We start from the raw sequence: 22,965 nt of genomic DNA, 5'->3' as shown, positions 1-22,965 counted from the left end.
CTCTACGGGGCGGCCCCTCCCCCGCTCGGGAGCGCGCCCGCTGCGGCGTGCTCGCCCGCCTCGTCGCCTCCTCCGCGGAACTGCGTCATGTAGAGCTCGTAGTAGGCACCGCGCTGCTTCAGTAGCGCCTCGTGCGCGCCCTGCTCGACGATCCGGCCCGACTCCATCACCAGGATGGTGTCGGCGTCGCGGATCGTGGAGAGCCGGTGCGCGATGACGAACGAGGTCCGGTCGGTGCGCAGCGCGTTCATCGCGTGCTGCACGAGCAGCTCCGTGCGGGTGTCGACCGAGGAGGTGGCCTCGTCGAGGATCAGCAGCGACGGGTTCGCGAGGAACGCGCGCGCGATCGTGATCAGCTGCCTCTCGCCCGCCGAGACGCTGCCGCCGTCGGCGTCCAGCACCGTGTCGTAGCCGTCGGGCAGCTGGCGCACGAAGCGGTCGACCATGGTGGCCTTCGCCGCGTCGACGATCTCCTCGTCGGTCGCGTCCAGGCGCCCGTAGCGGATGTTCTCGCGGATGGTGCCCTGGAAGAGCCACGCGTCCTGCAGCACCATGCCCACGCGCGAGCGCAGATCGCCGCGCGCGAGGCTCGTGATGTCGACGCCGTCGAGCAGGATGCGCCCTCCGGTGAGCTCGTAGAAGCGCATGACCAGGTTGACCAGCGTGGTCTTGCCGGCGCCGGTCGGACCGACGATGGCGACCGTCTGCCCGGGCTGCGCCGAGAAGGTCAGGTCCTCGATCAGCGGCTGCTCCGGGTCGTACGAGAACGAGACGCCCTCGAACTCCACGTGGCCGTCGGTGCGCTGCGGGAGCGACGCGGTCGCCGTCTCCGGCTCCTGCTCCTCGGCGTCGAGCAGCTCGAACGTGCGCTCGGCCGAGGCGACGCCGGACTGCAGCATGTTCGCCATGCTCGCCAGCTGGGTCACCGGCTGCGTGAACTCGCGCGAGTACTGGATGAACGCGGTCGCGTCGCCGAGCGTCAGCTGACCGGAGGCGACCCGCAGGCCGCCGACCACGGCGATGAGCACGTAGGAGAGGTAGGAGACGAAGGTCATCGCGGGCATGATCATGCCCGAGACGAACTGGGCGCCGAACGAGGCGGTGTAGAGGCTGTCGTTGCGGCGGTCGAACTCCTCGAGCATCTCGCGGTCGCGGCCGAAGGCGCGGACGATCTCGAGCCCGGAGAAGGTCTCCTCGATGTGGCCGTTGAGCGCGCCCGTGTTCTTCCACTGGGCGGCGAAGAGCTTCTGGGAGCGGGCGCCGATCACGCCCGCGATCACGCCCGAGAGCGGGATCGAGATCAGCGCGATCAGCGCGAGCTGCCACGAGACGATGAACATCATCGCGGCGATGCCGATGATGGTGAGCACCGACTGCACCAGCTGCGAGAAGGCCTGCTGCAGCGCGGTCTGGATGTTGTCGACGTCGTTCGTGACGCGCGACATCACGTCGCCGCGCTGCCGGGTGTCGAAGAAGCGCAGCGGGAGGCGGTTGAGCTTCGCCTCGATGTCCTGGCGGAGGCCGAAGACCACCCGCATCACGAGGCCGTTGAGGATGTAGCCCTGCGCCCACATGAGCACCGACGCGACGACGTACATCAGCAGCACGATGATGATCAGGCGGCCGAGGACCACGAAGTCGATGCCCGCGCCGGGCACGATGTCGGTCTTGGCCAGCATGTCGGCGAAGGTGCCGTTGCCCGAGGCGCGCTGCTGCTCGATGATCTGCTCGAGCGGGACGCCGGCGGGGAGCTGGGAGCCGATCACGCCGTTGAAGATCGTGTCCATCGCCTGCCCGAGGATCTTGGGCGCGATGACGGTGAGGACGACCGACAGCGAGACCAGGGCGACCACGAGGACCATCCGGGCGCGCTCGGGGCCGAGCAGCGAGAAGAGGCGCTTGGCCGAGGGCCAGAAGTTCTGCGCCTTGCGGGCGGGCGGCCCGTCCCCGAACATGCCGCCGTCGCCCTCGCCGGGCTCGAACTCGGGCTCGGGGGACGTCGTCTCCTCGGGGGCGGTGGTGTCGCGTGTGCGCGCCATCTCAGGACACTCCTTCGACGCTCAGCTGGGATTCGACGATCTCGCGGTAGGTCGCGTTCGTCTCGAGGAGCTCGTCGTGCGTGCCGCGGCCGACGACGCGGCCCGCGTCGAGCACGACGATCTGGTCGGCGTGGCGGATGGTCGACACCCGCTGGGCCACGATGATCACGGTCGCGTCGGTGGTGGCGTCGGCCAGCGACTCCCGCAGCCGCGCATCGGTCGCGACGTCGAGCGCCGAGAACGAGTCGTCGAACAGGTAGACCCGCGGCTTCGCGACGAGGGCGCGCGCGATGCAGAGCCGCTGGCGCTGCCCGCCGGAGACGTTGGTGCCGCCCTGCGAGACCGGCTCGTCGAGCCCGTGCTCCTTGCTCCGCACGAAGTCCTCGCCCTGGGCGATGCGCAGCGCCTCCCACAGCTCGGCGTCCGTCGCGTCGGGGCGGCCGAAGCGCAGGTTCGAGGCGATCGTCCCCGAGAAGAGGTAGGGGCGCTGGGGCACGAGCCCGATCACCTCGGCGAGCTGCGCCCGGTCGAGGGAGGAGACGGGCACGCCGTCGATCGTGACGGTGCCCTCCTGCGGGTCGAACAGGCGCGGCACGAGGCCGAGCAGGGTCGTCTTGCCGGCGCCGGTGGAGCCGACGACGGCCGTGGTGCGGCCCGGCTCCGCGACGATGTCGATGCCCGAGAGCACGGGGCGCTCGGCGCCCGGGTAGCCGAAGACGACCCCGGAGAACTCGACGCGGCCGCGCGCGGGCGTCGGGACTCCGCCCTCGGGCGTGGTGAGGCTGGTGCGGGCGTCGAGCACCTGCTGGATCCGCTCGGCGCAGACGACCGCGCGGGGGATCATCATCACCATGAAGACGCCCATCATCACGGCGGTGAGGATCTGGAGGAGGTACTGCAGGAACGCGGTGAGCGAGCCCACCTGCATCTGACCTGCGTCGACCCGCTGCCCGCCGAACCACAGCACGGCCGCGGTGGCCAGGTGCAGGATCATCATGATCGCGGGGAACATCAGCACGAAGATGTTGCCGACCTTGATCGACACCTCGGTGATCGCCGCGTTGGCCTTGCGGTACCGCTCGGACTCGAACGGCTCGCGCACGAAGGCGCGCACCACGCGGATGCCCGTGATCTGCTCGCGGAGCACGCTGTTGATCCCGTCGATCCGGTCCTGCATGAGGCGGAACAGCGGCAGCAGCAGGAACACCAGGAAGCCGACCACGACGAACAGCAGCGGCACCGACACCCAGACCAGCCAGGAGAGGCCGGCGTCCTCGCGCAGGGCGAAGACGATGCCGCCGACGCACATGATCGGCGCGGAGACCATGAAGTTGAGTGTCATCAGCACGAGCATCTGCACCTGCTGCACGTCGTTCGTGCCGCGGGTGATCAGGGTGGCCGTGCCGAAGCCGCCGACCTCGAGCCCGCTGAGCGAGTCGACGCGGCGGTAGACGTCGCGGCGCAGGTCGCGGCCGACGGACATGGCGGTGCGGGCGCCGAAGTAGACGGCTCCGATCGCCGCGGCGACCTGCACGACGCAGACGCCGAGCATGGTCATGCCGGTGCCCCAGATGAAGTCGGTGTCGCCGCGGCCGATGCCCTGGTCGATGATCTCGGCGTTGAGGCTCGGCAGGTAGAGCGCGGCGAGCGTCGCGACGAGCTGCAGCACGACGACGGCGGCCACCCAGCGCGCGTAGGGCTTCGCGTAGGCGGAGGCGAGGCGGAGCAGGATCATGGGTCCTCCGGAGGGGCGGAGCAGGAGCGGGAGGGGAGGGGACCGGGCTGGGGAGCGCGGAGCGCCGGAGAGCCCGTCGGGCCCGCACGGCGCGGGCGGCGGCGGCGTCCGGACGGCACGACGAACGGCCGGTCGGGACGGCGCTAGACAACCATCGACCACCGACACCGGTTCCGCAATCCGCCGAGGGGATGACTCCCCCGGCCCGCGGCCGCCGGGACGCGCGGAGGACGCGCAGGAGACGTGTCGGCGGCGGCTCCTACACTTCCAGGATGCGCATCGCCACCTGGAACGTGAACTCCATCCGGGCCCGCACCGGCCGCGTCGTCGACTGGCTCCTGCGCGAGGACGTGGACGTCCTCGCCATGCAGGAGCTCAAGTGCAAGCCCGAGCAGTTCCCGCACGAGGCCTTCGCCGACGCCGGGTACCACGTCGAGATGGTCGGGCTCAGCCAGTGGAACGGCGTCGGCATCGCCTCGCGCCTGCCGATGGAGGACGTGCAGATCGGCTTCCCGGGCATGCCCGGCTTCGCGAAGGAGGCGGCGGCCGACGGCTCCTACCCGCTCGAGGCCCGCGCGATCGGCGCCACGGTCGACGGCGTGCGCGTCTGGAGCCTCTACGTCCCGAACGGCCGCGCGGTCGACGACCCGCACTACCTCTACAAGCTCGAGTGGCTCGCGGCCCTCGAGGCGAGCACCCGCGAGTGGCTGGCCGCCGAGCCCGACCTGCCGCTCGCCCTGGTCGGCGACTGGAACGTCGCGCCGCTCGACAGCGACGTGGGCGACCCGAGCCTCGGCCCCGGATCCACGCACGTCTCGATCCCCGAGCGCGCCGCCTTCGCCGCCTTCGAGGACGCGGGCCTGCGCGACGTCGTCCGCCCGCTCGTGCCCGAGGGCTACACCTACTGGGACTACAAGCAGCTCCGCTTCCCGCGCAACGAGGGGCTGCGGATCGACTTCGTGCTCGGCTCCCCCGCGTTCGGCGAGCTCGTCACCGGCGCCTCGATCCACCGCGACGAGCGCAAGGGCGACGCCCCGAGCGACCACGTCCCGGTGGTGGTCGACCTCGACCTCGAGACGACCCTCGACGACGACCGCCCGATGATCTTCTGAGCATGGCCTCGTCGAAGAAGAAGCGCGCGCGGGCCCAGGCCGCCTCGGCCGGCGCCGCTGGGACCTCGTGCTCTCGATCCTCGGCTGCCTCGCCCTCGGCCTGCTCACGATCGTGCTCGGCTACCTCGCCGCGATCCTCTCGGTCTTCCCCGCGCAGTGCGAGGGCCAGAACTTCGCCTGCGACTTCGACCGGATCGACTGGGGCGTCTCGATCGCGCTGATCGGGCCGCCCGCGCTGACGCTGATCGCCGTGGCCGTGACGGTCGTGCGCTACCTCGTGGGCCGACGCGCGTTCCTCGTGCCGGTCATCGGGTTCGTGCTCTGCATCGCCACCGCGTTCCTCGCCTCCTCGCTCGTGACGAGCTCGATCCCCGGGTCGGCGCTGGTCTAGCACCGACCCGGGGGGCGCGTCAGCGGTCGGAGCGGTCGGCGCTGGTCCAGCACGGACCCGGAGGCGCGTCAGCGGTCGGCGTGCTCGGGGCTGGTCCAGCACCGACCCGGAGGCGCGCGAAGGCGAGGTCAGCCGCAGGCGGGCTCGTCGTTCAGCGTGACCGCGGTGGGGTTGATCATCGGGGTCACCCGCACGGTCTGGTCGCCGAAGCCGGAGGCGTCGCCGGCGCTGAACTGCACGTCGAACGTCTCGGACTGGCCGGGCGAGAGCTGCACGGCGACCTTCGAGACGGGACGGCCGAGGTCGTCGAGGCTCTCGGGTCCGTAGCCGGTGCCGTCGGCCCAGGCCGCGCTCGACACCGTGGTCCCGGGAGGGCCGTAGACGTAGATGTTGGTGACGAAGTCGCCCAGGGGGTACGCACCGCGCCCGCCGGCCGCGGCGACGTAGCCGGGCAGCGTCCGAGCGACCGCCTTCGAGATCGTGTTGGTCACGGTGACGGAGGTGGTGAAGACCGCGCCCGAGGCGGCGCACCGGCCCGCGCTCGACTGCGTGACCGCCGTGCTCAGGTAGTAGTCCATCTTCGAGCCGCCCGAGGCGTCCTGGAAGAACACTCCGGTGGTCGTGCCGTCGGTCGTCGTCTGCGGCAGGACCCCCGCGATCGGCGTGGGCGCGAGGAGCGCCTGCTCGTCGGCGTCGGAGCTGTAGGCGAGGATGCGGCTCTCGTCGACCGCCTTCACGATCGCCGGGAGCATCTTCGTCGGCTCCATCTCCCCGCCGAGGATCTTGCCCAGGACCGTCGCGCTCGCCTCCGAGAAGAACTCGTCGGTGCGCTCGGCCACGACCGACTCCGGGTAGCGGAAGTAGACCTCGTTGAGCAGGGTCGAGACGGTGTTCTCGCTCGTGAGGACCGTGCCGTCGGTGAGGGTCACCGGCCCGGTCGAGCCGAGGAGGTAGGAGAGGGCGACGGGGTCGATCGCGAGGACGCCGTCGATCCTCTGCTCGGGGAACTTCTGCGCCCAGAACTGTGAGGCGATCGAGGCGGCCGTCGGGAAGTCGGGGCGGCTGGTCGAGACGTTGAAGGTCGTCGCCATGTTCTCGCCGATGGTGTCGAGCGCGCTCTGGTCGACGGTGACGGGCGCCAGACCGCGGAAGTCGCCGCTGCCCAGCTGACGGCCGATCGAGATCGCGCCGCCGTCGACGTCGAGCTGCATCACCGACGACGCGCCGCCGCCCAGAGCCTGCGACTCCGCCAGGTTCTGGAACATCACCAGGTAGTGGCGCGGGCCGGAGGCTCCGAGGGAGTCGGGGAGGATCGCGGTGAGCGGCTCGACCTGCTCCATCGCCGCGGTGGCGGTGGCCAGCTGCGGAGTGAAGGAGTCGAGCGCGGAGGCGACCTGCGGCACCAGCGCACCGCGGTCGATGCCCTCGACGCGGGTCTGCGCCGCGTCGACGACCTCCTTGGCGACGGTGATCTTCTGCGAGAGCTCGGTGATCGCCGCGAGGTCGACCCTGCCGTCGACGGGCTTGAGGATGTCGAGCGAGGTCGTGGAGAGCGGCGTGACGATCCGGCCGGAGACGTCGTCGGCGATCTCGGTCGCGGCGCGGACCGCGGACAGGTTCGGCCCGAGGACGGGCACCACCTCCATCACCCGCCACACCGGGTCCTCGGTCTCGTCGCGCGCCTCGCCGGTGAGGGTCGCGATCCGGCCCGCGGTCTCCTCCGCACCGGAGGTGTCGAACGTCGTCAGCCTGTCCGTCACCTGCGACACCAGTGGGATCGCCTCGGTCAGCTTGTCGCGGACGGTCATCGCCTTGTCGTAGGTGCGCACGCCGAGGAGCACCGCGACGACGGCGCCGATCAGCAGGACCAGGAGGACGATCAGCGTGATCCAGAGGCCGCGACGGCGGCGCGGCCTGCCGCGGGTGGAGCGGTCGGCGGACGTGGTGGTGCTCATTCGAGAGAGCCTAAGCGACGGTCGGCGGAGTGCGACCGGGCCCGCGCCACCGGCCCCGTCCCAGGACGAGGGACACGCGACGCGGATGCGCGGGCCGTCCGGCGCCTCCGCCGGGCCCGAGCGGGAGCCGGGGATGCTGCTCCGCTCAGCCCAGCAGGAGGGACACCCCGATGAGCACGGGCACCGCGGCGACCGTGGTCACGAGGGCCGTGTCGCGGGCGACGGCGACGCCCCGGTCGTAGCGCGAGGCGAAGGTGAAGATGTTCTGCGCGGTCGGCAGCGCGGCGGTCACCGTCACCACGAAGAGGTGCTCGGAGTCGAGGTGGAACGCGAAGCGCCCCAGCAGCAGCGCGACCGCCGGCATCACCAGCGACTTGAGCACGGAGGCGACGACCACCTCGACCCGCGCCGGCCCCGCCTCCAGCGGCCGCTGCCCGCGCAGCGACATCCCGAAGGCGATCAGCACCAGCGGGATCGACGCGTTGCCGATGATCGAGAACGGCTGCAGCACGGGCGCGGGCAGCTCGACGCCGGTGAGGGCGACGACGAGGCCGAGGGCGGAGGCGATGATCATCGGATTCCGCAGCGGCTGCGTGAGGATCGCGCCGACCGAGGTCCGCCCGCTCGTCGAGACGTCGAGCAGCGTCAGGATCGTCGGCGCGAGGACGATCAGCTGCAGAAGGAGTGTCGGGGCCACCCACTGCGGATCGCCCAGCACGTAGATGGCGACCGGCAGCCCGATGTTGTTGGCGTTGACGTAGGAGGAGGCCGCGGTCCCGATCACCGTCTCCGGCAGCGGGCGGGGGAAGAGCAGCCGCGAGGCCAGCACGTAGAGCAGGGCGACGGTCAGCACCGTCAGGAGCGAGACGAGGAGGAACGAGGAGAAGAGGACGGAGACGTCGGCCCGCGACAGCACGGTGAACAGCAGCGCCGGCGTCGTGACGAAGAAGGCGATCCGCGACAGGATCAGTCGGCTCTCAGGCGGGACGATCCGGAACCGCGCGATCAGGTAGCCGACCGCGATGACGACCCCGATGATCGAGAAGCCGGTGAGCACGCCCTCCACGCCGCCGCCTCCCCGCCGCGGCCCGTCCGCTGTCGCGCCTCCACCCTAGGCAGTGGCCGGGGCGTTGCAGCGCCGGCGCGACGCGCCTACGGTGTGCGGCATGCCGCATCTCGAGGTCCCCGGCGCGAGCCTCCACTGGGAGGCGGACGGCCACGCCTCCGCGCCCGCCCTGCTGCTCGTGCACGCGGGCATCGCCGACCTGCGGATGTGGGACCCGCTCGTCCCCGACCTCTCGCGCGACCGGCTGGTGGTCCGCTACGACGTCCGCGGCGCGGGCGGAACGAGCACGGAGGACGTGGAGTACGACCCGCGCCGGGACGCCCTGGACGTGCTCGACCACCTCGGGGTCGAGCGCGCGGTGGTCGTCGGCTGCTCGCGGGGCGGGACGCTCGCGCTCGACCTGGCGCTCGAGCATCCGGAGCGGGTGACCGGCCTGGTCGTGATCGCCCCGGGCCTGGCAGGCTTCGACTACCCCGCGCTGACGGCGGAGGAGGAGCGCCGCTTCGGGGAGGTCGAGGCGCTGGAGCTCGCGGGCGAGCGGGAGGCCGCGGCGATCGTCGAGGCGGAGCTCTGGGCCGTGGGTCCCGACCACTCCGCGGACGACGTCGCTCCGGAGTTCCTCGCGCGGGTCCGGGAGCTCGCGCTCACGGGCGTCGGCCACGAGGAGGAGGCCCCCCGCCCGATCGAGCCCTCCGGGCCGGCGGGCGAGCGGCTCGGGGAGATCGCCGTGCCGACACTCGTCGTGGCGGGCGCGCACGACCTCTCGGAGTCGCTGCCGGTCTGCGAGCACCTCGCCGCCGAGGTGAGCGGTGCCGAGCTGCACGTGCTCGAGGACGCGGCGCACCTGCCCGGCCTCGAGCACCCGGAGGAGTTCCTCGCGGTGCTGCGGCCGTGGCTGGAGCGCCACGGGATCTGATCAGGCCACGGCGGCCAGGTCGAACGCCCAGTCCACGTAGAGCTCCGGCGGCTCGCCCTGCTCGACGAGGTCGATCCGGTCGAAGCCGGCCTCGACGCAGGTCGCGCCGGCGTCCAGGTCGCTCTCCGCCACGAAGGCGTGCACGAAGCGGGGCACGGGGAACGCCGCCGCCTCCTCGAGCAGCATCCGCACGGAGGCCGCGGTGATGCCGCGGGCGTGCGGAGCGATGCTCCACGCCGCCTCGTAGGCGACGACGCCGCGCGAGCAGCCGTACCAATAGCCGATGGAGCCGACGGAGAGTCCGTCCAGCTCGACCACGTAGAAGAACGCGTCGCCGTCCGCCCAACCGCGCAGGTAGCGGTCGTGGCGCACGAGGATCTCGCTCTCGCTCTCGAGTCCGCCGCCCGCGTGCGCGAGGATGTCGCGCAGGACGGAGGCGTCCGCCTGCGGCCAGGGGAGCAGGCGGAGGTTCTCGGGGTGGTGGTCGATGCTGGCTGTTCTCTGGTCGCTTCCGGGTTCGGGTCCCGTCACGCGCTCCGATCCTCTCTCTCAGGATGGCTCGCCGATCGAGCGCGCCGCCAGGGTGTTCGGCGCGCCTGTCCGATCGGATGTCTCCGCACTCGGGATGCGGACACGGTGTCGCCCCATTTTCGACCCGATCAGGGGAGGGAAACGGAAGCGGTGAGGAATCTAGCCCCGGACGGGGGGTGGCACCTGCACAACACCTGGGCAGCCGCTGACCGCGGGGCCTCCGAGGGGCGGCGGAGACGTGCGCCCGCCCCCGCGAGATCGCCGCTTCGCTCCGCTGAGACGCAAGAAAAGCGCGCGCACGAGCCCATACGCTCGGAGTCGGAGCGCGTTCCGCTCCTGCAGCCCCGTATCACCAGCGTGAGGAGGATCACCATGTCGCAAGCCGTGCAGAGCACCGTCGTCGGAGAACCCGAGGTCGTCGAGGACCGCGTGGAGGAGTCCGCCGCCTGGCTCGACCTGAAGGCGGCCGCCGCCGCGCTGCAGCCGCTCCAGTCCCAGGACGGCTCGCTCGCCGGGCCCGAGAGGCTCGAGGAGGCGCGCACCCTCGTCGAGCGGATCGTCGCCGGCGTCCGCACCCTCGCCCCCGCGTTCCCGCACGACGGCGCGTACCTCGACGCGCTGGTCGTCGACCTCGAGCGCTGGAGCGCCGACGGCCTCGGCCTGCCGGACTTCCTCGACTCGCTCACCGCGTTCCAGCCGCAGCTCGAGCGCGTCGACGGCCGCCGCCACCTCGTCGTCTTCCCCATGTACACCCAGAACGGCAGCCGCGACCGCCACGTCGAGGCCGTCCTCGTCGAGGTCGTCTGGCCGCGGTTCGTCGCCGAGCTGGAGGCGGGGGACTACTCCAACGCCCTCTTCGTGCCCGTGCGCTTCGTCGACTTCACCGCCGGCTACGACACCGACAGCGCCGTGCTGTTCCCCGAGACGGTCGCGATGCGCTCCGTCCCGTCCTTCACCTGGGGCGCGATCTTCGCCGACCGCGAGGCGGCCCGGTTCCGCCGCGTCGTCACGGAGGCGGCCCGGATCACCCGTCTCGAGCTCCCGGAGGACGCGCAGCGCCTGCTGGCCGACCAGCGCCTGGCGGAGGAGTCCTTCGTGATGTGGGACCTCATCCACGACCGCACCCACATGCGCGGCGACCTGCCGTTCGACCCGTTCATGATCAAGCAGCGGATGCCCTTCTTCCTCTACTCGCTGGAGGAGCTGCGGTGCGACCTCACCGCCTTCCGCGAGGCCGTCGCCATCGAGCGCCGCCTCGGCGCGCTCGACCGCCGCGACGACGAGGAGGAGGCGCTGGCCGAGCGCTCGCGCTTCGTGCAGTACGCGATCCTGTTCGACCGGCTCTTCCGCTTCCCGCTCACCGGGTCGCGGGTGCGCAACTACGACGGCCTCGGCGGCCAGCTGCTCTTCGCCTGGCTGCACCAGCACGGCGTCCTGCACTGGACCGACACCCGGCTGGCGTTCGAGTGGGACGGCGTCGCCGACGTGGTCGTCGCCCTCTCGGACGCGATCGACGAGCTCTACTGGCGCTCGATCGACCGGCCGAAGACGGCGCACTGGCTGGCCGCGCACGAGCTGATCGCGGCCACTCTCACTCCGCACCCCGCCTCCGCCTGGGCCCGCGGGCTCCCGGACGAGGTGCTGCTCGGCGCCCCGCGCGGCCTCACCGACGCGGTGCTGGACGACGAGTTCCCGCTGTCGATGTTCTACGAGGCCCTCGGGAGGAAGATGGGCGACGTCATCGCCTCGACCCGGGGCATCACCGGCCGGGACTGACGTCGCGCCCGGGAGGCGGCGCGGTGCGCTCCTCCGCCTCCCGGGGCCCCGTCCGACCGGCGTCGGTTAGCGTGGGGCGCATGCCCTCAGGTGACGGAGCCGCGGACCCGCTCGACGCGGGCTGGATCCGGCGAGCGCCGAGCCGGGCCGGATACGTGCGCGACGCGGTCACCGCGGGGATCCTGCTGGTGGCGACGATCGTCTCCGTCGCGCTGTACTCCTCGGCGGGCTTCCCGGACGCGGCGCACCCCGTCGTCAGCGCCCACTGGGCCGTCCTGATGACCCTGCCCCTCGCGCTGCGCCGCCGGTTCCCCGCGAGCGTGGCGGCCGGGCTCTCCGTCGTCTACGCGCTCGGGATCGTGCTCCAGGTGCCGGAGTCGCTCTTCGGCCAGATCTGCCTGTTCCTCGCGCTCTACACGGTCGGCGCGTGGGGCCGGAACCGGCGCACGGCGCTCGTCGTCCGAGTGGCGATCGCGGTCGGGATGCTGGGCTGGCTGCTCACCACCCTCGCCACGGGCGAGTACTTCGGCAGCTCCGTGCCGGTCGACGACTCCCCGGGCCTGCTCTCGCCCTACGCGGCGGAGTCGGCCCTCGCGGTCGTGTCGAACCTGCTCTACTTCGGCAGCGCCTACGTCTTCGGCGAGGCGTCGTGGCAGTCGGCCCGCCGGCTGGAGGCGCTCGAGACGCGCACGGCCGAGCTCGACGACGAGCGGGAGCGCTCCTCGCGGCAGGCCGTGTCCTCCGAGCGGCTGCGGATCGCGCGCGAGCTGCACGACGTGGTCGCGCACCACGTCAGCGTGATGGGCGTGCAGGCGGGAGCGGCGCGGCGGGTGCTGGCGCGGGATCCGGAGCGGGCGGCGGCCTCGCTCAGCGCCATCGAGGGCGACGCGCGCTCGGCGATCGAGGAGCTGCACCGCATCCTGGTCGCGCTGCGCGCCGAGGACGCGGTGCCGAATCCGCTCACCGACGCCGCGTCCACCCGTGGGGTGGCCCAGCTCGAGGAGCTGGTCGCGGCGTCCAGCGGGTCGGGCCTGCCCACCGTCTTCCTCACCCTCGGCACGCCCCGCGAGATCCCCGCGACGGTGGGGCTCAGCCTCTACCGCATCGCGCAGGAGTCGCTCACGAACGTCCGCAAGCACGCGGGGCGCGGCGCGCACGCCGAGGTGCGCCTCCGCTACGCCCCCGACGCGGTCGAGCTCGAGATCGCCGACGACGGCGGGTCCGGCCCGCACCCGAGCGCTCCCGCCTCCTGCGGACTGGGGCACACCGGCATGAGCGAGCGCGCGGCCGCGGTCGGCGGCTGGATCGAGATGGGGCCGAGGGGCGGAGGGTACCTCGTGCACGCCCGGGTGCCGCTGTCCCCCGTCCGGGCGAGCGTGCCGGACGCCGACGACCCGGTACCGTCGTCGGAGACGTCGCGGGGGCGTCAGGAGCGAGCGAGCGGGGGCCGCCCATGACCGAGCACGTGCGCGTGCTGCTCGTCGACGACCAGGAGCTCGTCCGCGTGGGCTTCCGCATCATCCTCGAGTCGGAGCCGGGGATCGAGGTGGTCGGCGAGGCCCGCACCGGGTTCGAGGCCCTGCAGCGCGCCTCCGAGCTGCGCCCCGACGTGATCTGCATGGACGTGCAGATGCCCGGCCTCGACGGCCTGGCCGCGACCCGCGAGATCGTGGCCGACCCGCGCCTGTGCTCGCGGGTGCTCATCCTCACCACCTTCGACCGCGACGACTACCTCTTCGAGGCGCTCTCGGCCGGCGCCAGCGGGTTCCTGCTCAAGAACGCGTCGCCGGAGGAGCTGGTCGAGGCCGTGCAGGTGGTCGCCCGCGGCGACGCGATGCTCGCCCCCGACGTCACCCGGCGCGTGATCGAGCGGTTCGCGTCCGTGCCCGAGCGCACGCCGGCCGCCGCCGACCACTCCGGAGTGGCCGATCTGACGGACCGCGAGCGGGAGGTGCTCGTGCACCTGGCGCGGGGCTGGTCGAACGCCGAGATCGCGGCCGAGCTGTTCGTGGGCGAGGCGACCGTGAAGACGCACGTCTCGAAGATCCTGATGAAGCTCGGCGTGCGCGACCGGATCCAGGCGGTCGTGTTCGCCTACGAGCACGGGATCGCGGTACCGGGGCGCCCCTGAGCGGTCGGCCGGGCGGTCAGCGCCGGGACTGGCTCGAGGCCGGGCGCGGCGGGGTGCGGCGGACGAACTCCATCCGGATCTCCGGCACGATCTTCCGGTCGAGCACGACCGTCATGTAGCGGCCGTCGACGCGGGCGCCGATCGCGACCACGTCCGGATCGGTGTCCACGCGGTAGCCGCGCAGCGCCTCCCCGTCCACGATCACCGGGACGCCCCGCACGACGTCCTCGTCGCGGAGGGCGGCGGCGACCACCGGCATCCCGCCGCGGCGGCTGCGCACGCGGCCCGGGAAGGTGTTGCGGAGCACGTCGCCCATGTGGGCCGCGAGGCGGGACTCCAGGGGCCGGCTGCGCTCGGCGGGGATCGGCACGGAGGTGCGGACCGCCTCCCAGAGCACCGGGTACCGCATCCGCGTCACCTGGTCGACCATCCACGGCGGCAGGTGGTCGTTCTCGGCGCGCTCGATCGCGCGCTTCTGCTCGGGGGTCAGCGGGACGTGGTTGACGGGGTCGGCGCGGTTGCGCGGGTTCTTGTAGAACGAGTACGAGAGCGAGATCTCGACGAAGCGGCCGAGCGCCATCGTCTGCGCCGCGGCGAACTCCTCCAGCCTCGGCTGGGGCGCGAACGCGAGGACGGGATCGCCGAAGCGAGCCGCGATCTCGTCCACCCCGGGAGGGGCGGGCATGTCGCGGACAGCTCCCGTCGTGTCCATGCGCATACGTCAAGAGTGGCCTGCCTCCCAGCCGATACCAACTTCTTGACGGAGATCGGCTTTCGGGTCGTCGTCCTTTCACCTGCCCGAAACATGCGGGAGGCAGGAGGGGTGTCTCGGCGGGCGCCTCCGGGGCTCCTCCGGGCGGCGGGCTGCGAAGATGGAGGGATGAGCGCTCTGCACGATCCCGACGTCCGCGGCTTCGCCTCCGACAACTACTCCGGAGTGCACGACGAGGTCCTCGCCGCGATCGCCGCGGCCAACGGAGCGCACCAGATCGCCTACGGCGAGGACGTCTACACCGAGCGCCTGCAGGAGGCGTTCCGCCGCGAGTTCGGCGAGCAGGCCCAGGCCTTCCCCGTCTTCAACGGCACGGGCGCCAACGTCACCGGCCTGCAGTCGATGCTGCCGCGGTGGGGCGCCGTCGTCTCGGCGGGCACCGCGCACATCACCTCCGACGAGGGCGGAGCGCCGGAGAAGGTCGGCGGGATCAAGATCCTCACGGTCCCCACGCCCGACGGCAAGCTGACCCCGGCGCTGGTCGACCAGGAGGCGTGGGGCTTCGGCGACGAGCACCGCGCCCAGCCGCTCGTGGTCTCGATCACCCAGTCCTCCGAGCTCGGCACCGTCTACACCCCGGAGGAGGTGCGCGCGCTCGCCGACCACGCGCACGGCCTCGGCATGCGGCTGCACATGGACGGGGCGCGCATCGCGAACGCCGCGGCCGCCCTCGGCCTGCCCCTGCGCTCCTTCACGACCGACGCGGGCGTCGACGTGCTCTCGTTCGGCGGCACCAAGAACGGCATCCTGCTCGGCGAGGCGATCGTCGTGCTCGACCCCGCGGCCTCGACCGGGCTGACCTTCCTCCGCAAGACCAACATGCAGCTCTCCTCCAAGATGCGCTTCATCTCGGCGCAGCTGCTCGCCCTGCTCGGCGACGGCGGCGAGGAGGAGCCCCTGTGGCTCCGCTCGGCCCGGCACGCGAACGCCATGGCGGCGCGCCTGCGCTCGGGGCTCGAGGAGGCGATCGCCGCCGGCCGGATCACCGGGCTCGAGTTCACGCAGCAGACCCAGGCCAACGCGGTGTTCGCGACGCTGCCGCCCGGAGTCGCGGACCGGCTCCGCGCCGCCTACCGCTTCTACGACTGGAACCCGGCGACCGGCGAGGTCCGCTGGGTCTGCTCCTTCGACACGACGGAGGACGACATCGACGCGTTCACGGCCGCGATCGAGCGCGAGCTGGCCGCGTGAGGGCCCGCCTCCCGCGCCTGGCGACGGTCGGCGCCGCGCTCGCCGTTCTCGTCGCGCTGACGGGCTGCACGTCGGCCGAACGCTCGGACGTCGCGGCCACCCCGTCGGCGTCCGAGACCGTCGCTCCGACTCCCTCCGCGACTCCGACGCCCTCGCCCACGCCCACGGCCTCGACCCGCCTGGGCTGCGACTCCCTCCTCCCCGCCACGCGGGCGGCCTCGGCGCTGGGGGTCTCCCGCAGCGCTCTCGAGGGCAGCCGCGAGGTGACGACGCGCTCCTCGGGCGAGCTGATCCGCGAGGCCGCGGAGGAGAACGGCGGAGTGCTCCGCTGCGCCTGGTACGACGAGGACGCCTCGATCACCGCGGCCGCGGTCGACGACGCCGCCGAGGCCTTCGCCGGCCGTCCGGGCCCGCGCCTCGAGACCGCCGTCGAGGCCTACGGCTCCTGCACCGACGGCAGCTGCGACCTGGACCTGCTCGCCGGCGCCACCTGGGTGACGCTGCAGCTGCGCGGCGCCCCCGCGGCCGTCGACCTCGCCGCGCTGGCGACCGGCACCGCCTCCGCCGCGCTCGGCACCCTCGACGAGCCGGTCACCGCGACGGCGCCCGTCTGCACCGAGGTCCTGACGGCCGAGCAGCTGTCCGGTGCCGCCGGTCTCGCGCAGGCGACCGCGGGGACGGGGACCGGGACGCCGACCACCGCGTCGGCCGCTGCCGCCGCCCGGGCCGGGTACGCCTCCTGCAGCTGGAGCGACGCCTCCAGCGCCGCCTACTCGGGCGTGACGGTCGACGCGCTCCCGAACGGCGACGACGGCTGGCGGAACCTCTCGCTGACCTCGGGCCTGGCGATCCCGCTCGAGCCGCTCGACGGCTTCGGCGAGAAGGCCCTCACCGGCTGCGCGGCGGGCGTCTGCGAGATCGACGCGCTCGCCGACGACGTGTGGTGGCGCGTGACCGTCACCGGCGACGCGGCGAAGGCCGAGGCCGTCGCCCGCGCCGTGCTCGCGAACGCCTGACCCGGGCACCCCGCTCCTCCTCCGCGAGCGGGTCAGCGCCAGTACTCGTACCAGGACGACTCGCGGCAACCGAGGGACGCGTAGAGGCGGCGGGCGCCGGCGTTCTCGGCGAGCACCTGGAGCCAGAAGCGCGCGACGCCCCGGCCGGACGCGTCCTCGAGGAGGGCGCGGATCACGGCGGAGGCGAGCCCGCGGCGCCGGGCGTCCGGCCGGGTCGCCAGCGCGAAGAGGCCGCCCCAGAGCTCGCCGTCCGGCGCCGTGACGAGCGCGAGGCGGCCGGTCGCGGCCGGGCCGTCCCCGTCGACGGCGAGAGCGTAGGAGGAGGGGCAGCCCGCGAGGATGCGCTCGGCGACTGCGCGCTCCTCCGCTCCCCCGCGACCGTCCACCGACCACCAGAGGGCGAGCCAGTCCTCGTCGGGAGCCGGGGAGAGGCGGACGCCTGGCCGCGGCGCGGACCTCGGCGGCACTGGCCTCGACGGCGCGGACCCCGACGTCGTGGACAGGGCGGCGAGCGCCTCCTGCACCGAACCCGTCAGCACGAGCGTCCGGTCGATCGGCGCGGCGCCCCGCTCGGCGAGCAGCCCGGTCAGACCGGCGGGGCTCGGCGGCCCGATCTGCACGAGGGGCGCGATCCCGTGCTCGCGGGCGAACGCCTCCGCCGCGTCGAGCGCCGCCTCCTGGTCGACGACGTCGCCGGACGCGAGCACCGAGTTCGCGCGCTTGGTGACTCCTGCGGAGGCGCGCAGCTCCCACGCGCCGAGGGGGCGCCGCACGAGCGCGGGCCAGGCGTCGGCGGCGAGGCGGTCGAGCAGGCGCGGATCCATCGGGCCACGGTAGCGGGAGCGGCGCCGGAGCCCTGTGGACGCCCCCGGAAACGGCTCCGGCCCGCAGGATCCGCCGCGGACGAGCCGAGCGGGATCCTGCGGGCCGGAGGCCGTGGAGGGACGAGCCCTACATGTTGATCATGTGCCCCTTGAGGCCGTGGAAGCCCTCCTGCAGCGCCTCTGACAGCGTCGGGTGGGTGTGCACGTTCCGGGCCAGCTCGGTCGCGGTGAGGTCCCACTTCTGGGCGAGCGTGAGCTCGGGGAGCAGCTCCGAGACGTCCGGGCCGATCATGTGGGCGCCGAGGAGCTCGCCGTACTTCTTGCTCGCGATGAGCTTCACGAAGCCGGTGGGCTCGCCGAGGCCGTGGGCCTTGCCGTTCGCCATGAAGGGGAAGGTCGAGACGGTGATCTCGTGTCCCTCGTCCTTCGCCTGCTTCTCGGTGAGGCCGAAGGAGGCGATCTGCGGCTGGCAGAACGTCGCGCGCGGCATCATCCGGTAGTCGCCCAGGGTCTGGGTCTCGGCACCGGCGAGGGTCTCGGCGGCGACGACGCCCTGCGCCTCCGCGACGTGCGCGAGCTGGAGCTTCGCGGTGACGTCGCCGATGGCGTAGATGTGCGGCACGTTGGTGCGCATGTGGTCGTCGATCGCGATCGCGCCGCGCTCGGTGAGCTCGACGCCCGTCTTCTCGAGGCCGAAGCCCTCGGTGCGGGGGACCCAGCCGATCGACATGAGCACCTTGTCGACCTCGAGGGTCGACTGCGTGCCGTCCTTCGCGGTGTAGGTGACCGTGACGTAGCCGTCCTTGTCGACGACCGACTCGACCTTGGTCGAGGTCAGGATCTCGACGCCGAGCTTCTTGTACTGCTTCTGGATCTCCTTGGAGACGTCCGGGTCCTCGTTGGGGAGGGCGCGGTCCATGAACTCGATGATCGTCACGTCGACGCCGTAGTTCTTGAGGACGTAGGCGAACTCCATGCCGATCGCGCCCGCGCCCACGATGGCCATCGTGTCGGGGAGCTCGCGGGTCATGATCTGGGTCTCGTAGGTGACGACGTTCTCGGAGAGCTCGACGCCGGGCAGGAGGCGGACGCTCGCGCCGGTCGCGATGATCGCGTCGTCGAAGGTCAGCGACTCCGTGCCGCCCTTGCTCAGCTGCACGTCGAGGCCCTGCGGGCCGGTGAAGGAGCCGACGCCGTCGAACTCGGCGATCTTGTTCTTCTTCATCAGGAAGTGGACGCCCTTGGTGCGGCCGTCCGCGACCGAGCGGCTGCGGTCGAACGCCGCGCCGAAGTCGAACGAGACGTCGCCCGAGATGCCGAACTGCTTCGCCTGGGTGTGGAAGAGGTGGGCGAGCTCCGCGTTGCGCAGCAGCGCCTTGGACGGGATGCAGCCGACGTTGAGGCAGACACCGCCCCAGTACTGCTTCTCGACGACGGCGACGGACTTGCCGAGCTGGGCGGCGCGGATCGCGGCCACGTATCCGCCGGGGCCTGCCCCCAGGACGACGACGTCGAAGTGCTGGGCCATGGATGATCCTCCAGAGTCGTGGATGGTGGTGCGCGGGGTGACCACGCCGTCTCCCACCGTACCGTTCCGGGGCTCGGAGGCGGCCCGCTCCTCCGTGGGCGAACGCGCGCGCGGGCGCCTGCCGTGCACGCGCGGGAATGCCCGCGGGGCGGGGACGGTTGGGCTCCACGGGCGACGGAGCCCCTCCCCCAGTCCCCCGCACGGAAGAAGCCCCGCGATGTCCGCCACCGCCTCCCGCACCGCCAGCACCAGCGCCCCGATCCTCGACGTCCTCGCGGAGCGCTGGAGCCCCCGCTCCTACGACGCGTCCGCGACCGTCTCCGACGAGACCCTCGCGTCCCTCCTCGAGGCCGCGCGCTGGTCCCCGTCCGCCAGCAACTCGCAGCCGTGGCGCTTCATCGTCGCCCGCCGCGGAACCGACGGGTTCGACCGCATCGTCTCGACGCTCGCCGGCTTCAACGGCGCCTGGGCCGGCTCCGCCGCCGTCCTGGTCGTCGCGCTGGCCGAGACCGTCGACTCCGAGGGGAAGCCGCGCCCCTGGGCCGTCTACGACCTCGGCCAGTCGATCGCCCACCTCAGCGTCCAGGCGCACCACGAGGGCCTGCACGTGCACCAGATGGCCGGCTTCGACAAGGACGCCGTCCGCGCCGCGTTCAGCGTCGACGAGCGCTTCGACCCGGTGACGATCGCCGCGGTGGGAGTCGCGGCCGAAGCCGACGCGCTGGCGAACGAGACCCTCCGCGAGCGCGAGACCGCGCCGCGCACCCGCCTGCCCCTCGAGGAGCTCGTGCTCGTCCAGGCCTAGCCCTCCGGCGGAAGGCCTCCCCCGTCCGCGGACCGGGGAGGCCTTCCGCGTCCCACCCCCTGTGTTACTCCCCGTGTCGGTCCCCGCTGTGCCGCCGGGAGCCTCTCCGTACGATCGGACGATCCGCCCGCCCGTCCCGCTGCCCGGAGAGACATGCCCGCCACCCCCGCCGCCCGCACGAGCCTGGCCTTCGACGCCGAGCTCGGCCAGTCGGCGTTCCCCGTGCGCTTCGAGGGGGTCGGCCGCACCTTCGCGCCCGGGTCCCCCGTGCTGACGGACGTGACGCTCGAGGCCGCCGCGGGCGAGGTCATCGCGATCCTCGGCCCGAGCGGCTGCGGCAAGTCGACGCTGCTGCGCATCGCGGCGGGCCTGGACACCGCCTCCGAGGGGTCCGTCCTCATCGACGGCGCCCCCGTCTCCGGCATCGACCCGCGCTGCGCGGTGGCGTTCCAGGAGCCGCGGCTGCTGCCCTGGCGGAGCATCGCCGACAACGTCGCGCTCGGCCTGCCGCGCGGCACCCCGCGCCCGGCCGCCCGCGCCGCCGTCGACGAGCTGCTCTCGCTGGTCGGCCTCACCGCGCACGCCCGCTCGCGGCCCCGCGAGGTGTCCGGAGGCATGGCCCAGCGCGCCTCCCTCGCCCGCGCCCTCGCCCGGAACCCCGGGGTGCTCCTCCTGGACGAGCCCTTCGGGGCGCTCGACGCGCTGACCCGCCTGCGGATGCAGGACCTGCTGCTCGACGTGCACGCGGCGGCTCCGGCGACGATCCTGCTCGTCACCCACGACGTCGACGAGGCCCTCCAGCTGGCCGACCGCATCGTGCTCCTCGGGCGCGACGAGCCCGGAGGCGTCTCGCGCATCCAGCGGATCGTCACCGTCCCCGGCGCGCGGCCCCGCGACCGCGGCTCGGCGGAGCTCGCCGAGCACCGGGCCGAGCTCCTCGCGGGGCTGGGCATCGAGCGGCACTGACCCCGGGCGGATCGACCCGCGTCCCTCCACCCGGGGCGGCACGGTCCGGGCGGCACGACCTCCCTCCCCAGCCGCCTCCTCCTCCCGCTCTCCACCGCACGAGCACCTCCCCGCACCGCCCCTCCCCCGCAGCGTCCACACTCGCTGTCACCGCATCCCCGAAGCCGAGGCCCCCATGTCGTTCACCAGCTCCCCGCTCACCCGCCGCACCGCTCTCGCCGGTCTGCTCACCGCCGCCGCCGTCCCGCTCCTCGCGGGCTGCGTGCAGGGCGAGGGCGGAGGAGGAGCGGCGGCCGCGACCGCCGACGCCGCCTCCGGAGGAACTCAGGGCGGCACGCTCACGCTCGACTTCGCGACGTACAACCCGCTGAGCCTGGTCATCAAGGAGAAGGGCTGGCTCGAGGCCGCCCTCGCCGAGCAGCAGGTCACCGTCGCCTGGGTGCAGTCGGCCGGCTCCAACAAGGCCAACGAGGCCCTGCGCGCCGGAGCGATCGACGTCGGCTCCACCGCCGGCTCCGCCGCACTGCTCGCTCGCTCGAACGGCTCGCCGATCAGGACGATCGACATCTTCTCTCAGCCGGAGTGGTCGGCCCTCGTCGTCCCCGCCGGCTCGGCGATCACGTCGGTCGAGCAGCTCGAGGGCAAGCAGATCGCGGCCACCAAGGGCACCGACCCGTACTTCTTCCTGGTGCAGGCGCTCGAGGCCGCCGGGCTGGGCATCGGCGACGTGACGGTGCAGAACCTGCAGCACGCCGACGGCTGGGCGGCGCTGCAGAACGGCTCCGTGGACGCCTGGGCGGGCCTGGACCCGATCATGGCCGGCGCCGAGGCGGCCGGGGCGACCCTGCTCTACCGCAACGTCGACTTCAACTCCTACGGCCTGCTCAACGCGACCGAGAGCTTCCTCGCCGAGAAGCCGGACCTCGCGCAGACCGTCGTGAACGCGTACGAGCACGCCCGCGCCTGGGCGCTCGAGAACCAGGACGAGACGGCGAGCATCCTCGCCTCCGTCGCCGGCCTCGACGTGGCGGTGGCGACGACGGTCATCACCGAGCGCAGCAACCTCGACGTCGACAACGTCCCCGGCTCCGCGCAGACCGACGTGCTCGCCGTGATCGGCCCGATCTTCGTCGAGAACGGCGACGTCGCCTCGCAGCAGCAGGTCGACGACGCGCTCGACTCGCTGCTCGACGACACCTACGCCTCGGCGGCCGACCCGAGCGCCATCGGCGCCTGAGGGTCCGGCCCTCCGCCCCCGACCCCGTGATCCGAGGAGACCGACGATGACGATCCGCGACGACGACACCGCGACCGACGCCGATGTGCTGCGGCGGAGCGCGCTGTCCGCGCCGATGCCGGGTGAGCCCGGACTCGTGACGGCGGGCCCGTCGGTCGCGGCCTCCCAGCGCCGCCTCCGCGAGGACCGCTCCCACCCGCTCACCACGCGACGGTGGTTCGTGGTCGCGGGAGGCGCGATCCTGCCCGTGCTGCTGCTCGCCGCCTGGCAGATCGCGACGACGACCGGGATGGTCTCGGTGGCGGTCTTCCCCTCGCCCGCGATGGTCTGGGCGGCCGGCGTCGACCTCGCCCAGCGCGGCGACCTCGGCCAGGACGTCGCCATCTCGACGCAGCGCGTGCTCATCGGGTTCGCGCTCGGCTCGGCGCTCGGGCTCGTGGTCGGCGCGCTCTTCGGGCTCTCCCGCGTCTGGGAGGTCGTCCTCGGCCCGACCCTCGGCGCGATCCGGGCGGTCCCGTCGCTGGCCTGGGTCCCGCTGCTGCTGCTCTGGATGGGCATCGGCGAGGAGTCGAAGATCACGCTGATCACGATCGGCGCGTTCTTCCCCGTCTTCACCACGGTGGCCACGGCGCTCGGCCACGTCGACCGGCACCTCGTCGAGGCGGGCCGCGCCTTCGGCCTCTCGGGCGTCCGGCTCTTCACGACGGTGCAGCTGCCCGCGGTGATCCCCTCCGTGATCTCCGGGCTGCGCCTCGCGCTCGCCCAGTCGTGGCTGTTCCTGGTCGCCTCCGAGCTCATCGCCTCCTCGATGGGCCTCGGCTTCCGCCTCATCGACAGCCAGAACAACGGCCGGATCGACCGGGTGTTCCTGGCGATCGTCCTGCTGGCCGTGCTGGGCAAGCTCACCGATGCCGTCGTCGGCGTGTTCCAGCGCTACGCCGTGAGGAAGTGGGCGTGAGCGCCGGGGAGGGAGC

The 22,965-nt window shown here is 72.9% G+C and carries 20 protein-coding genes; 12 read left to right on the top strand and 8 right to left on the bottom strand.

What is annotated here, in order from left to right; translation table 11 throughout:
- Nucleotides 1-2: 2 nt before the first annotated feature.
- Together C5C35_RS04120 and C5C35_RS04115 are read right to left on the bottom strand one after the other, a co-directional pair.
- Entirely contained in the window at nucleotides 3-2,039 is a 2,037-nt protein-coding gene (locus tag C5C35_RS04120) for an ABC transporter ATP-binding protein (RefSeq protein ID WP_104247971.1), read from the bottom strand.
- A gap of 1 nt (nucleotide 2,040) precedes the next feature.
- Nucleotides 2,041-3,774 (bottom strand): ABC transporter ATP-binding protein, encoded by a 1,734-nt coding sequence (locus C5C35_RS04115; protein WP_104239193.1) that lies wholly within the window; start codon nucleotides 3,772-3,774, stop codon nucleotides 2,041-2,043.
- A 272-nt stretch (nucleotides 3,775-4,046) separates the two neighbouring features.
- On the opposite strand from C5C35_RS04115, the gene C5C35_RS04110 reads away from it, so the two are divergent.
- Both C5C35_RS04110 and C5C35_RS04105 read left to right on the top strand, forming a co-directional pair.
- Entirely contained in the window at nucleotides 4,047-4,886 is an 840-nt protein-coding gene (locus tag C5C35_RS04110; RefSeq protein WP_104234384.1) for an exodeoxyribonuclease III, read from the top strand.
- A gap of 67 nt (nucleotides 4,887-4,953) precedes the next feature.
- Nucleotides 4,954-5,277 (top strand): hypothetical protein, encoded by a 324-nt coding sequence (locus C5C35_RS04105; protein WP_104262615.1) that lies wholly within the window; start codon nucleotides 4,954-4,956, stop codon nucleotides 5,275-5,277.
- A gap of 128 nt (nucleotides 5,278-5,405) precedes the next feature.
- Here the strand turns inward: C5C35_RS04105 and C5C35_RS04100 are convergent, their stop codons facing one another.
- Together C5C35_RS04100 and C5C35_RS04095 are read right to left on the bottom strand one after the other, a co-directional pair.
- A complete protein-coding gene (locus tag C5C35_RS04100) occupies nucleotides 5,406-7,232 on the bottom strand; it encodes a DUF4012 domain-containing protein (RefSeq protein ID WP_104262614.1) in 1,827 nt (608 codons plus the stop codon).
- Nucleotides 7,233-7,377: 145 nt separating this feature from the next.
- Nucleotides 7,378-8,298, bottom strand: a complete 921-nt coding sequence (locus C5C35_RS04095; protein ID WP_104222809.1) for an AEC family transporter — start codon at nucleotides 8,296-8,298, stop codon at nucleotides 7,378-7,380.
- A gap of 100 nt (nucleotides 8,299-8,398) precedes the next feature.
- Here C5C35_RS04095 and C5C35_RS04090 point away from each other — a divergent pair, with 100 nt between their 5' ends.
- Nucleotides 8,399-9,214, top strand: coding sequence for an alpha/beta fold hydrolase (locus tag C5C35_RS04090; RefSeq protein WP_104262613.1), 816 nt, complete (start codon nucleotides 8,399-8,401; stop codon nucleotides 9,212-9,214).
- Here C5C35_RS04090 and C5C35_RS04085 read toward each other — a convergent pair whose 3' ends face one another.
- The gene (locus C5C35_RS04085) at nucleotides 9,215-9,745 is read right to left on the bottom strand and encodes a hypothetical protein (RefSeq protein WP_104262612.1); all 531 of its coding nucleotides are present in this window, start codon (nucleotides 9,743-9,745) and stop codon (nucleotides 9,215-9,217) included.
- A gap of 372 nt (nucleotides 9,746-10,117) precedes the next feature.
- On the opposite strand from C5C35_RS04085, the gene C5C35_RS04080 reads away from it, so the two are divergent.
- From C5C35_RS04080 to C5C35_RS04070, 3 genes are all read left to right on the top strand, one after another.
- Complete coding sequence (locus C5C35_RS04080) at nucleotides 10,118-11,521, top strand: DUF6421 family protein (protein WP_104262611.1); 1,404 nt, start codon at nucleotides 10,118-10,120, stop codon at nucleotides 11,519-11,521.
- Nucleotides 11,522-11,601: 80 nt separating this feature from the next.
- Nucleotides 11,602-12,978 (top strand): sensor histidine kinase, encoded by a 1,377-nt coding sequence (locus tag C5C35_RS04075; protein WP_104260958.1) that lies wholly within the window; start codon nucleotides 11,602-11,604, stop codon nucleotides 12,976-12,978.
- Nucleotides 12,975-13,652, top strand: coding sequence for a response regulator transcription factor (locus C5C35_RS04070; RefSeq protein ID WP_104262610.1), 678 nt, complete (start codon nucleotides 12,975-12,977; stop codon nucleotides 13,650-13,652). The genes C5C35_RS04075 and C5C35_RS04070 overlap by 4 nt, the downstream gene beginning before the upstream one ends.
- A gap of 16 nt (nucleotides 13,653-13,668) precedes the next feature.
- Here the strand turns inward: C5C35_RS04070 and C5C35_RS04065 are convergent, their stop codons facing one another.
- A complete protein-coding gene (locus C5C35_RS04065) occupies nucleotides 13,669-14,364 on the bottom strand; it encodes a hypothetical protein (protein WP_104225730.1) in 696 nt (231 codons plus the stop codon).
- Nucleotides 14,365-14,532: 168 nt separating this feature from the next.
- Between C5C35_RS04065 and C5C35_RS04060 the strand changes: the two genes are divergently transcribed.
- Nucleotides 14,533-15,615: a low specificity L-threonine aldolase gene (locus C5C35_RS04060; protein ID WP_104222816.1), complete on the top strand. Its 1,083-nt coding sequence runs from the start codon at nucleotides 14,533-14,535 to the stop codon at nucleotides 15,613-15,615.
- The gene (locus tag C5C35_RS04055) at nucleotides 15,612-16,631 is read left to right on the top strand and encodes a hypothetical protein (protein ID WP_104262609.1); all 1,020 of its coding nucleotides are present in this window, start codon (nucleotides 15,612-15,614) and stop codon (nucleotides 16,629-16,631) included. The genes C5C35_RS04060 and C5C35_RS04055 overlap by 4 nt, the downstream gene beginning before the upstream one ends.
- A gap of 32 nt (nucleotides 16,632-16,663) precedes the next feature.
- Here C5C35_RS04055 and C5C35_RS04050 read toward each other — a convergent pair whose 3' ends face one another.
- Nucleotides 16,664-17,455, bottom strand: a complete 792-nt coding sequence (locus C5C35_RS04050) for a GNAT family N-acetyltransferase (RefSeq protein WP_104225732.1) — start codon at nucleotides 17,453-17,455, stop codon at nucleotides 16,664-16,666.
- A gap of 127 nt (nucleotides 17,456-17,582) precedes the next feature.
- Nucleotides 17,583-18,983, bottom strand: coding sequence for a dihydrolipoyl dehydrogenase (gene lpdA, locus C5C35_RS04045; RefSeq protein WP_104225733.1), 1,401 nt, complete (start codon nucleotides 18,981-18,983; stop codon nucleotides 17,583-17,585).
- Nucleotides 18,984-19,200: 217 nt separating this feature from the next.
- Between lpdA and C5C35_RS04040 the strand changes: the two genes are divergently transcribed.
- From C5C35_RS04040 to C5C35_RS04025, 4 genes are all read left to right on the top strand, one after another.
- The gene (locus tag C5C35_RS04040) at nucleotides 19,201-19,788 is read left to right on the top strand and encodes a nitroreductase family protein (RefSeq protein ID WP_104262608.1); all 588 of its coding nucleotides are present in this window, start codon (nucleotides 19,201-19,203) and stop codon (nucleotides 19,786-19,788) included.
- Nucleotides 19,789-19,941: 153 nt separating this feature from the next.
- Complete coding sequence (locus C5C35_RS04035) at nucleotides 19,942-20,754, top strand: ABC transporter ATP-binding protein (RefSeq protein ID WP_104222820.1); 813 nt, start codon at nucleotides 19,942-19,944, stop codon at nucleotides 20,752-20,754.
- A gap of 175 nt (nucleotides 20,755-20,929) precedes the next feature.
- The gene (locus tag C5C35_RS04030) at nucleotides 20,930-21,991 is read left to right on the top strand and encodes an aliphatic sulfonate ABC transporter substrate-binding protein (RefSeq protein ID WP_104225735.1); all 1,062 of its coding nucleotides are present in this window, start codon (nucleotides 20,930-20,932) and stop codon (nucleotides 21,989-21,991) included.
- Nucleotides 21,992-22,037: 46 nt separating this feature from the next.
- On the top strand, nucleotides 22,038-22,949 hold the full coding sequence (locus tag C5C35_RS04025) for an ABC transporter permease (protein ID WP_244229541.1): 912 nt from the start codon (nucleotides 22,038-22,040) through the stop codon (nucleotides 22,947-22,949).
- The last annotated feature ends 16 nt before the right edge of the window (nucleotides 22,950-22,965 follow it).

This window comes from Rathayibacter sp. AY1F8 (assembly GCF_002932165.1).
Taxonomy (GTDB): domain Bacteria; phylum Actinomycetota; class Actinomycetes; order Actinomycetales; family Microbacteriaceae; genus Rathayibacter.
This window is presented reverse-complemented; position numbering and strand designations above follow the sequence as displayed.

What these genes read in the sequence shown, in the direction of transcription:
- C5C35_RS04115 (WP_104239193.1), bottom strand. Translation starts at nt 3,774, where the DNA reads ATGATCCTGCTCCGCCTCGCCTCCGCCTACGCGAAGCCCTACGCGCGC.
- C5C35_RS04080 (WP_104262611.1), top strand. Translation starts at nt 10,118, where the DNA reads ATGTCGCAAGCCGTGCAGAGCACCGTCGTCGGAGAACCCGAGGTCGTC.
- C5C35_RS04065 (WP_104225730.1), bottom strand. Translation starts at nt 14,364, where the DNA reads ATGGACACGACGGGAGCTGTCCGCGACATGCCCGCCCCTCCCGGGGTG.
- C5C35_RS04025 (WP_244229541.1), top strand. Translation starts at nt 22,038, where the DNA reads ATGACGATCCGCGACGACGACACCGCGACCGACGCCGATGTGCTGCGG.
- C5C35_RS04120 (WP_104247971.1), bottom strand. Translation starts at nt 2,039, where the DNA reads ATGGCGCGCACACGCGACACCACCGCCCCCGAGGAGACGACGTCCCCC.
- C5C35_RS04070 (WP_104262610.1), top strand. Translation starts at nt 12,975, where the DNA reads ATGACCGAGCACGTGCGCGTGCTGCTCGTCGACGACCAGGAGCTCGTC.
- C5C35_RS04035 (WP_104222820.1), top strand. Translation starts at nt 19,942, where the DNA reads ATGCCCGCCACCCCCGCCGCCCGCACGAGCCTGGCCTTCGACGCCGAG.
- C5C35_RS04050 (WP_104225732.1), bottom strand. Translation starts at nt 17,455, where the DNA reads ATGGATCCGCGCCTGCTCGACCGCCTCGCCGCCGACGCCTGGCCCGCG.
- C5C35_RS04030 (WP_104225735.1), top strand. Translation starts at nt 20,930, where the DNA reads ATGTCGTTCACCAGCTCCCCGCTCACCCGCCGCACCGCTCTCGCCGGT.
- lpdA (WP_104225733.1), bottom strand. Translation starts at nt 18,983, where the DNA reads ATGGCCCAGCACTTCGACGTCGTCGTCCTGGGGGCAGGCCCCGGCGGA.
- C5C35_RS04075 (WP_104260958.1), top strand. Translation starts at nt 11,602, where the DNA reads ATGCCCTCAGGTGACGGAGCCGCGGACCCGCTCGACGCGGGCTGGATC.
- C5C35_RS04060 (WP_104222816.1), top strand. Translation starts at nt 14,533, where the DNA reads ATGAGCGCTCTGCACGATCCCGACGTCCGCGGCTTCGCCTCCGACAAC.
- C5C35_RS04040 (WP_104262608.1), top strand. Translation starts at nt 19,201, where the DNA reads ATGTCCGCCACCGCCTCCCGCACCGCCAGCACCAGCGCCCCGATCCTC.
- C5C35_RS04090 (WP_104262613.1), top strand. Translation starts at nt 8,399, where the DNA reads ATGCCGCATCTCGAGGTCCCCGGCGCGAGCCTCCACTGGGAGGCGGAC.
- C5C35_RS04100 (WP_104262614.1), bottom strand. Translation starts at nt 7,232, where the DNA reads ATGAGCACCACCACGTCCGCCGACCGCTCCACCCGCGGCAGGCCGCGC.
- C5C35_RS04110 (WP_104234384.1), top strand. Translation starts at nt 4,047, where the DNA reads ATGCGCATCGCCACCTGGAACGTGAACTCCATCCGGGCCCGCACCGGC.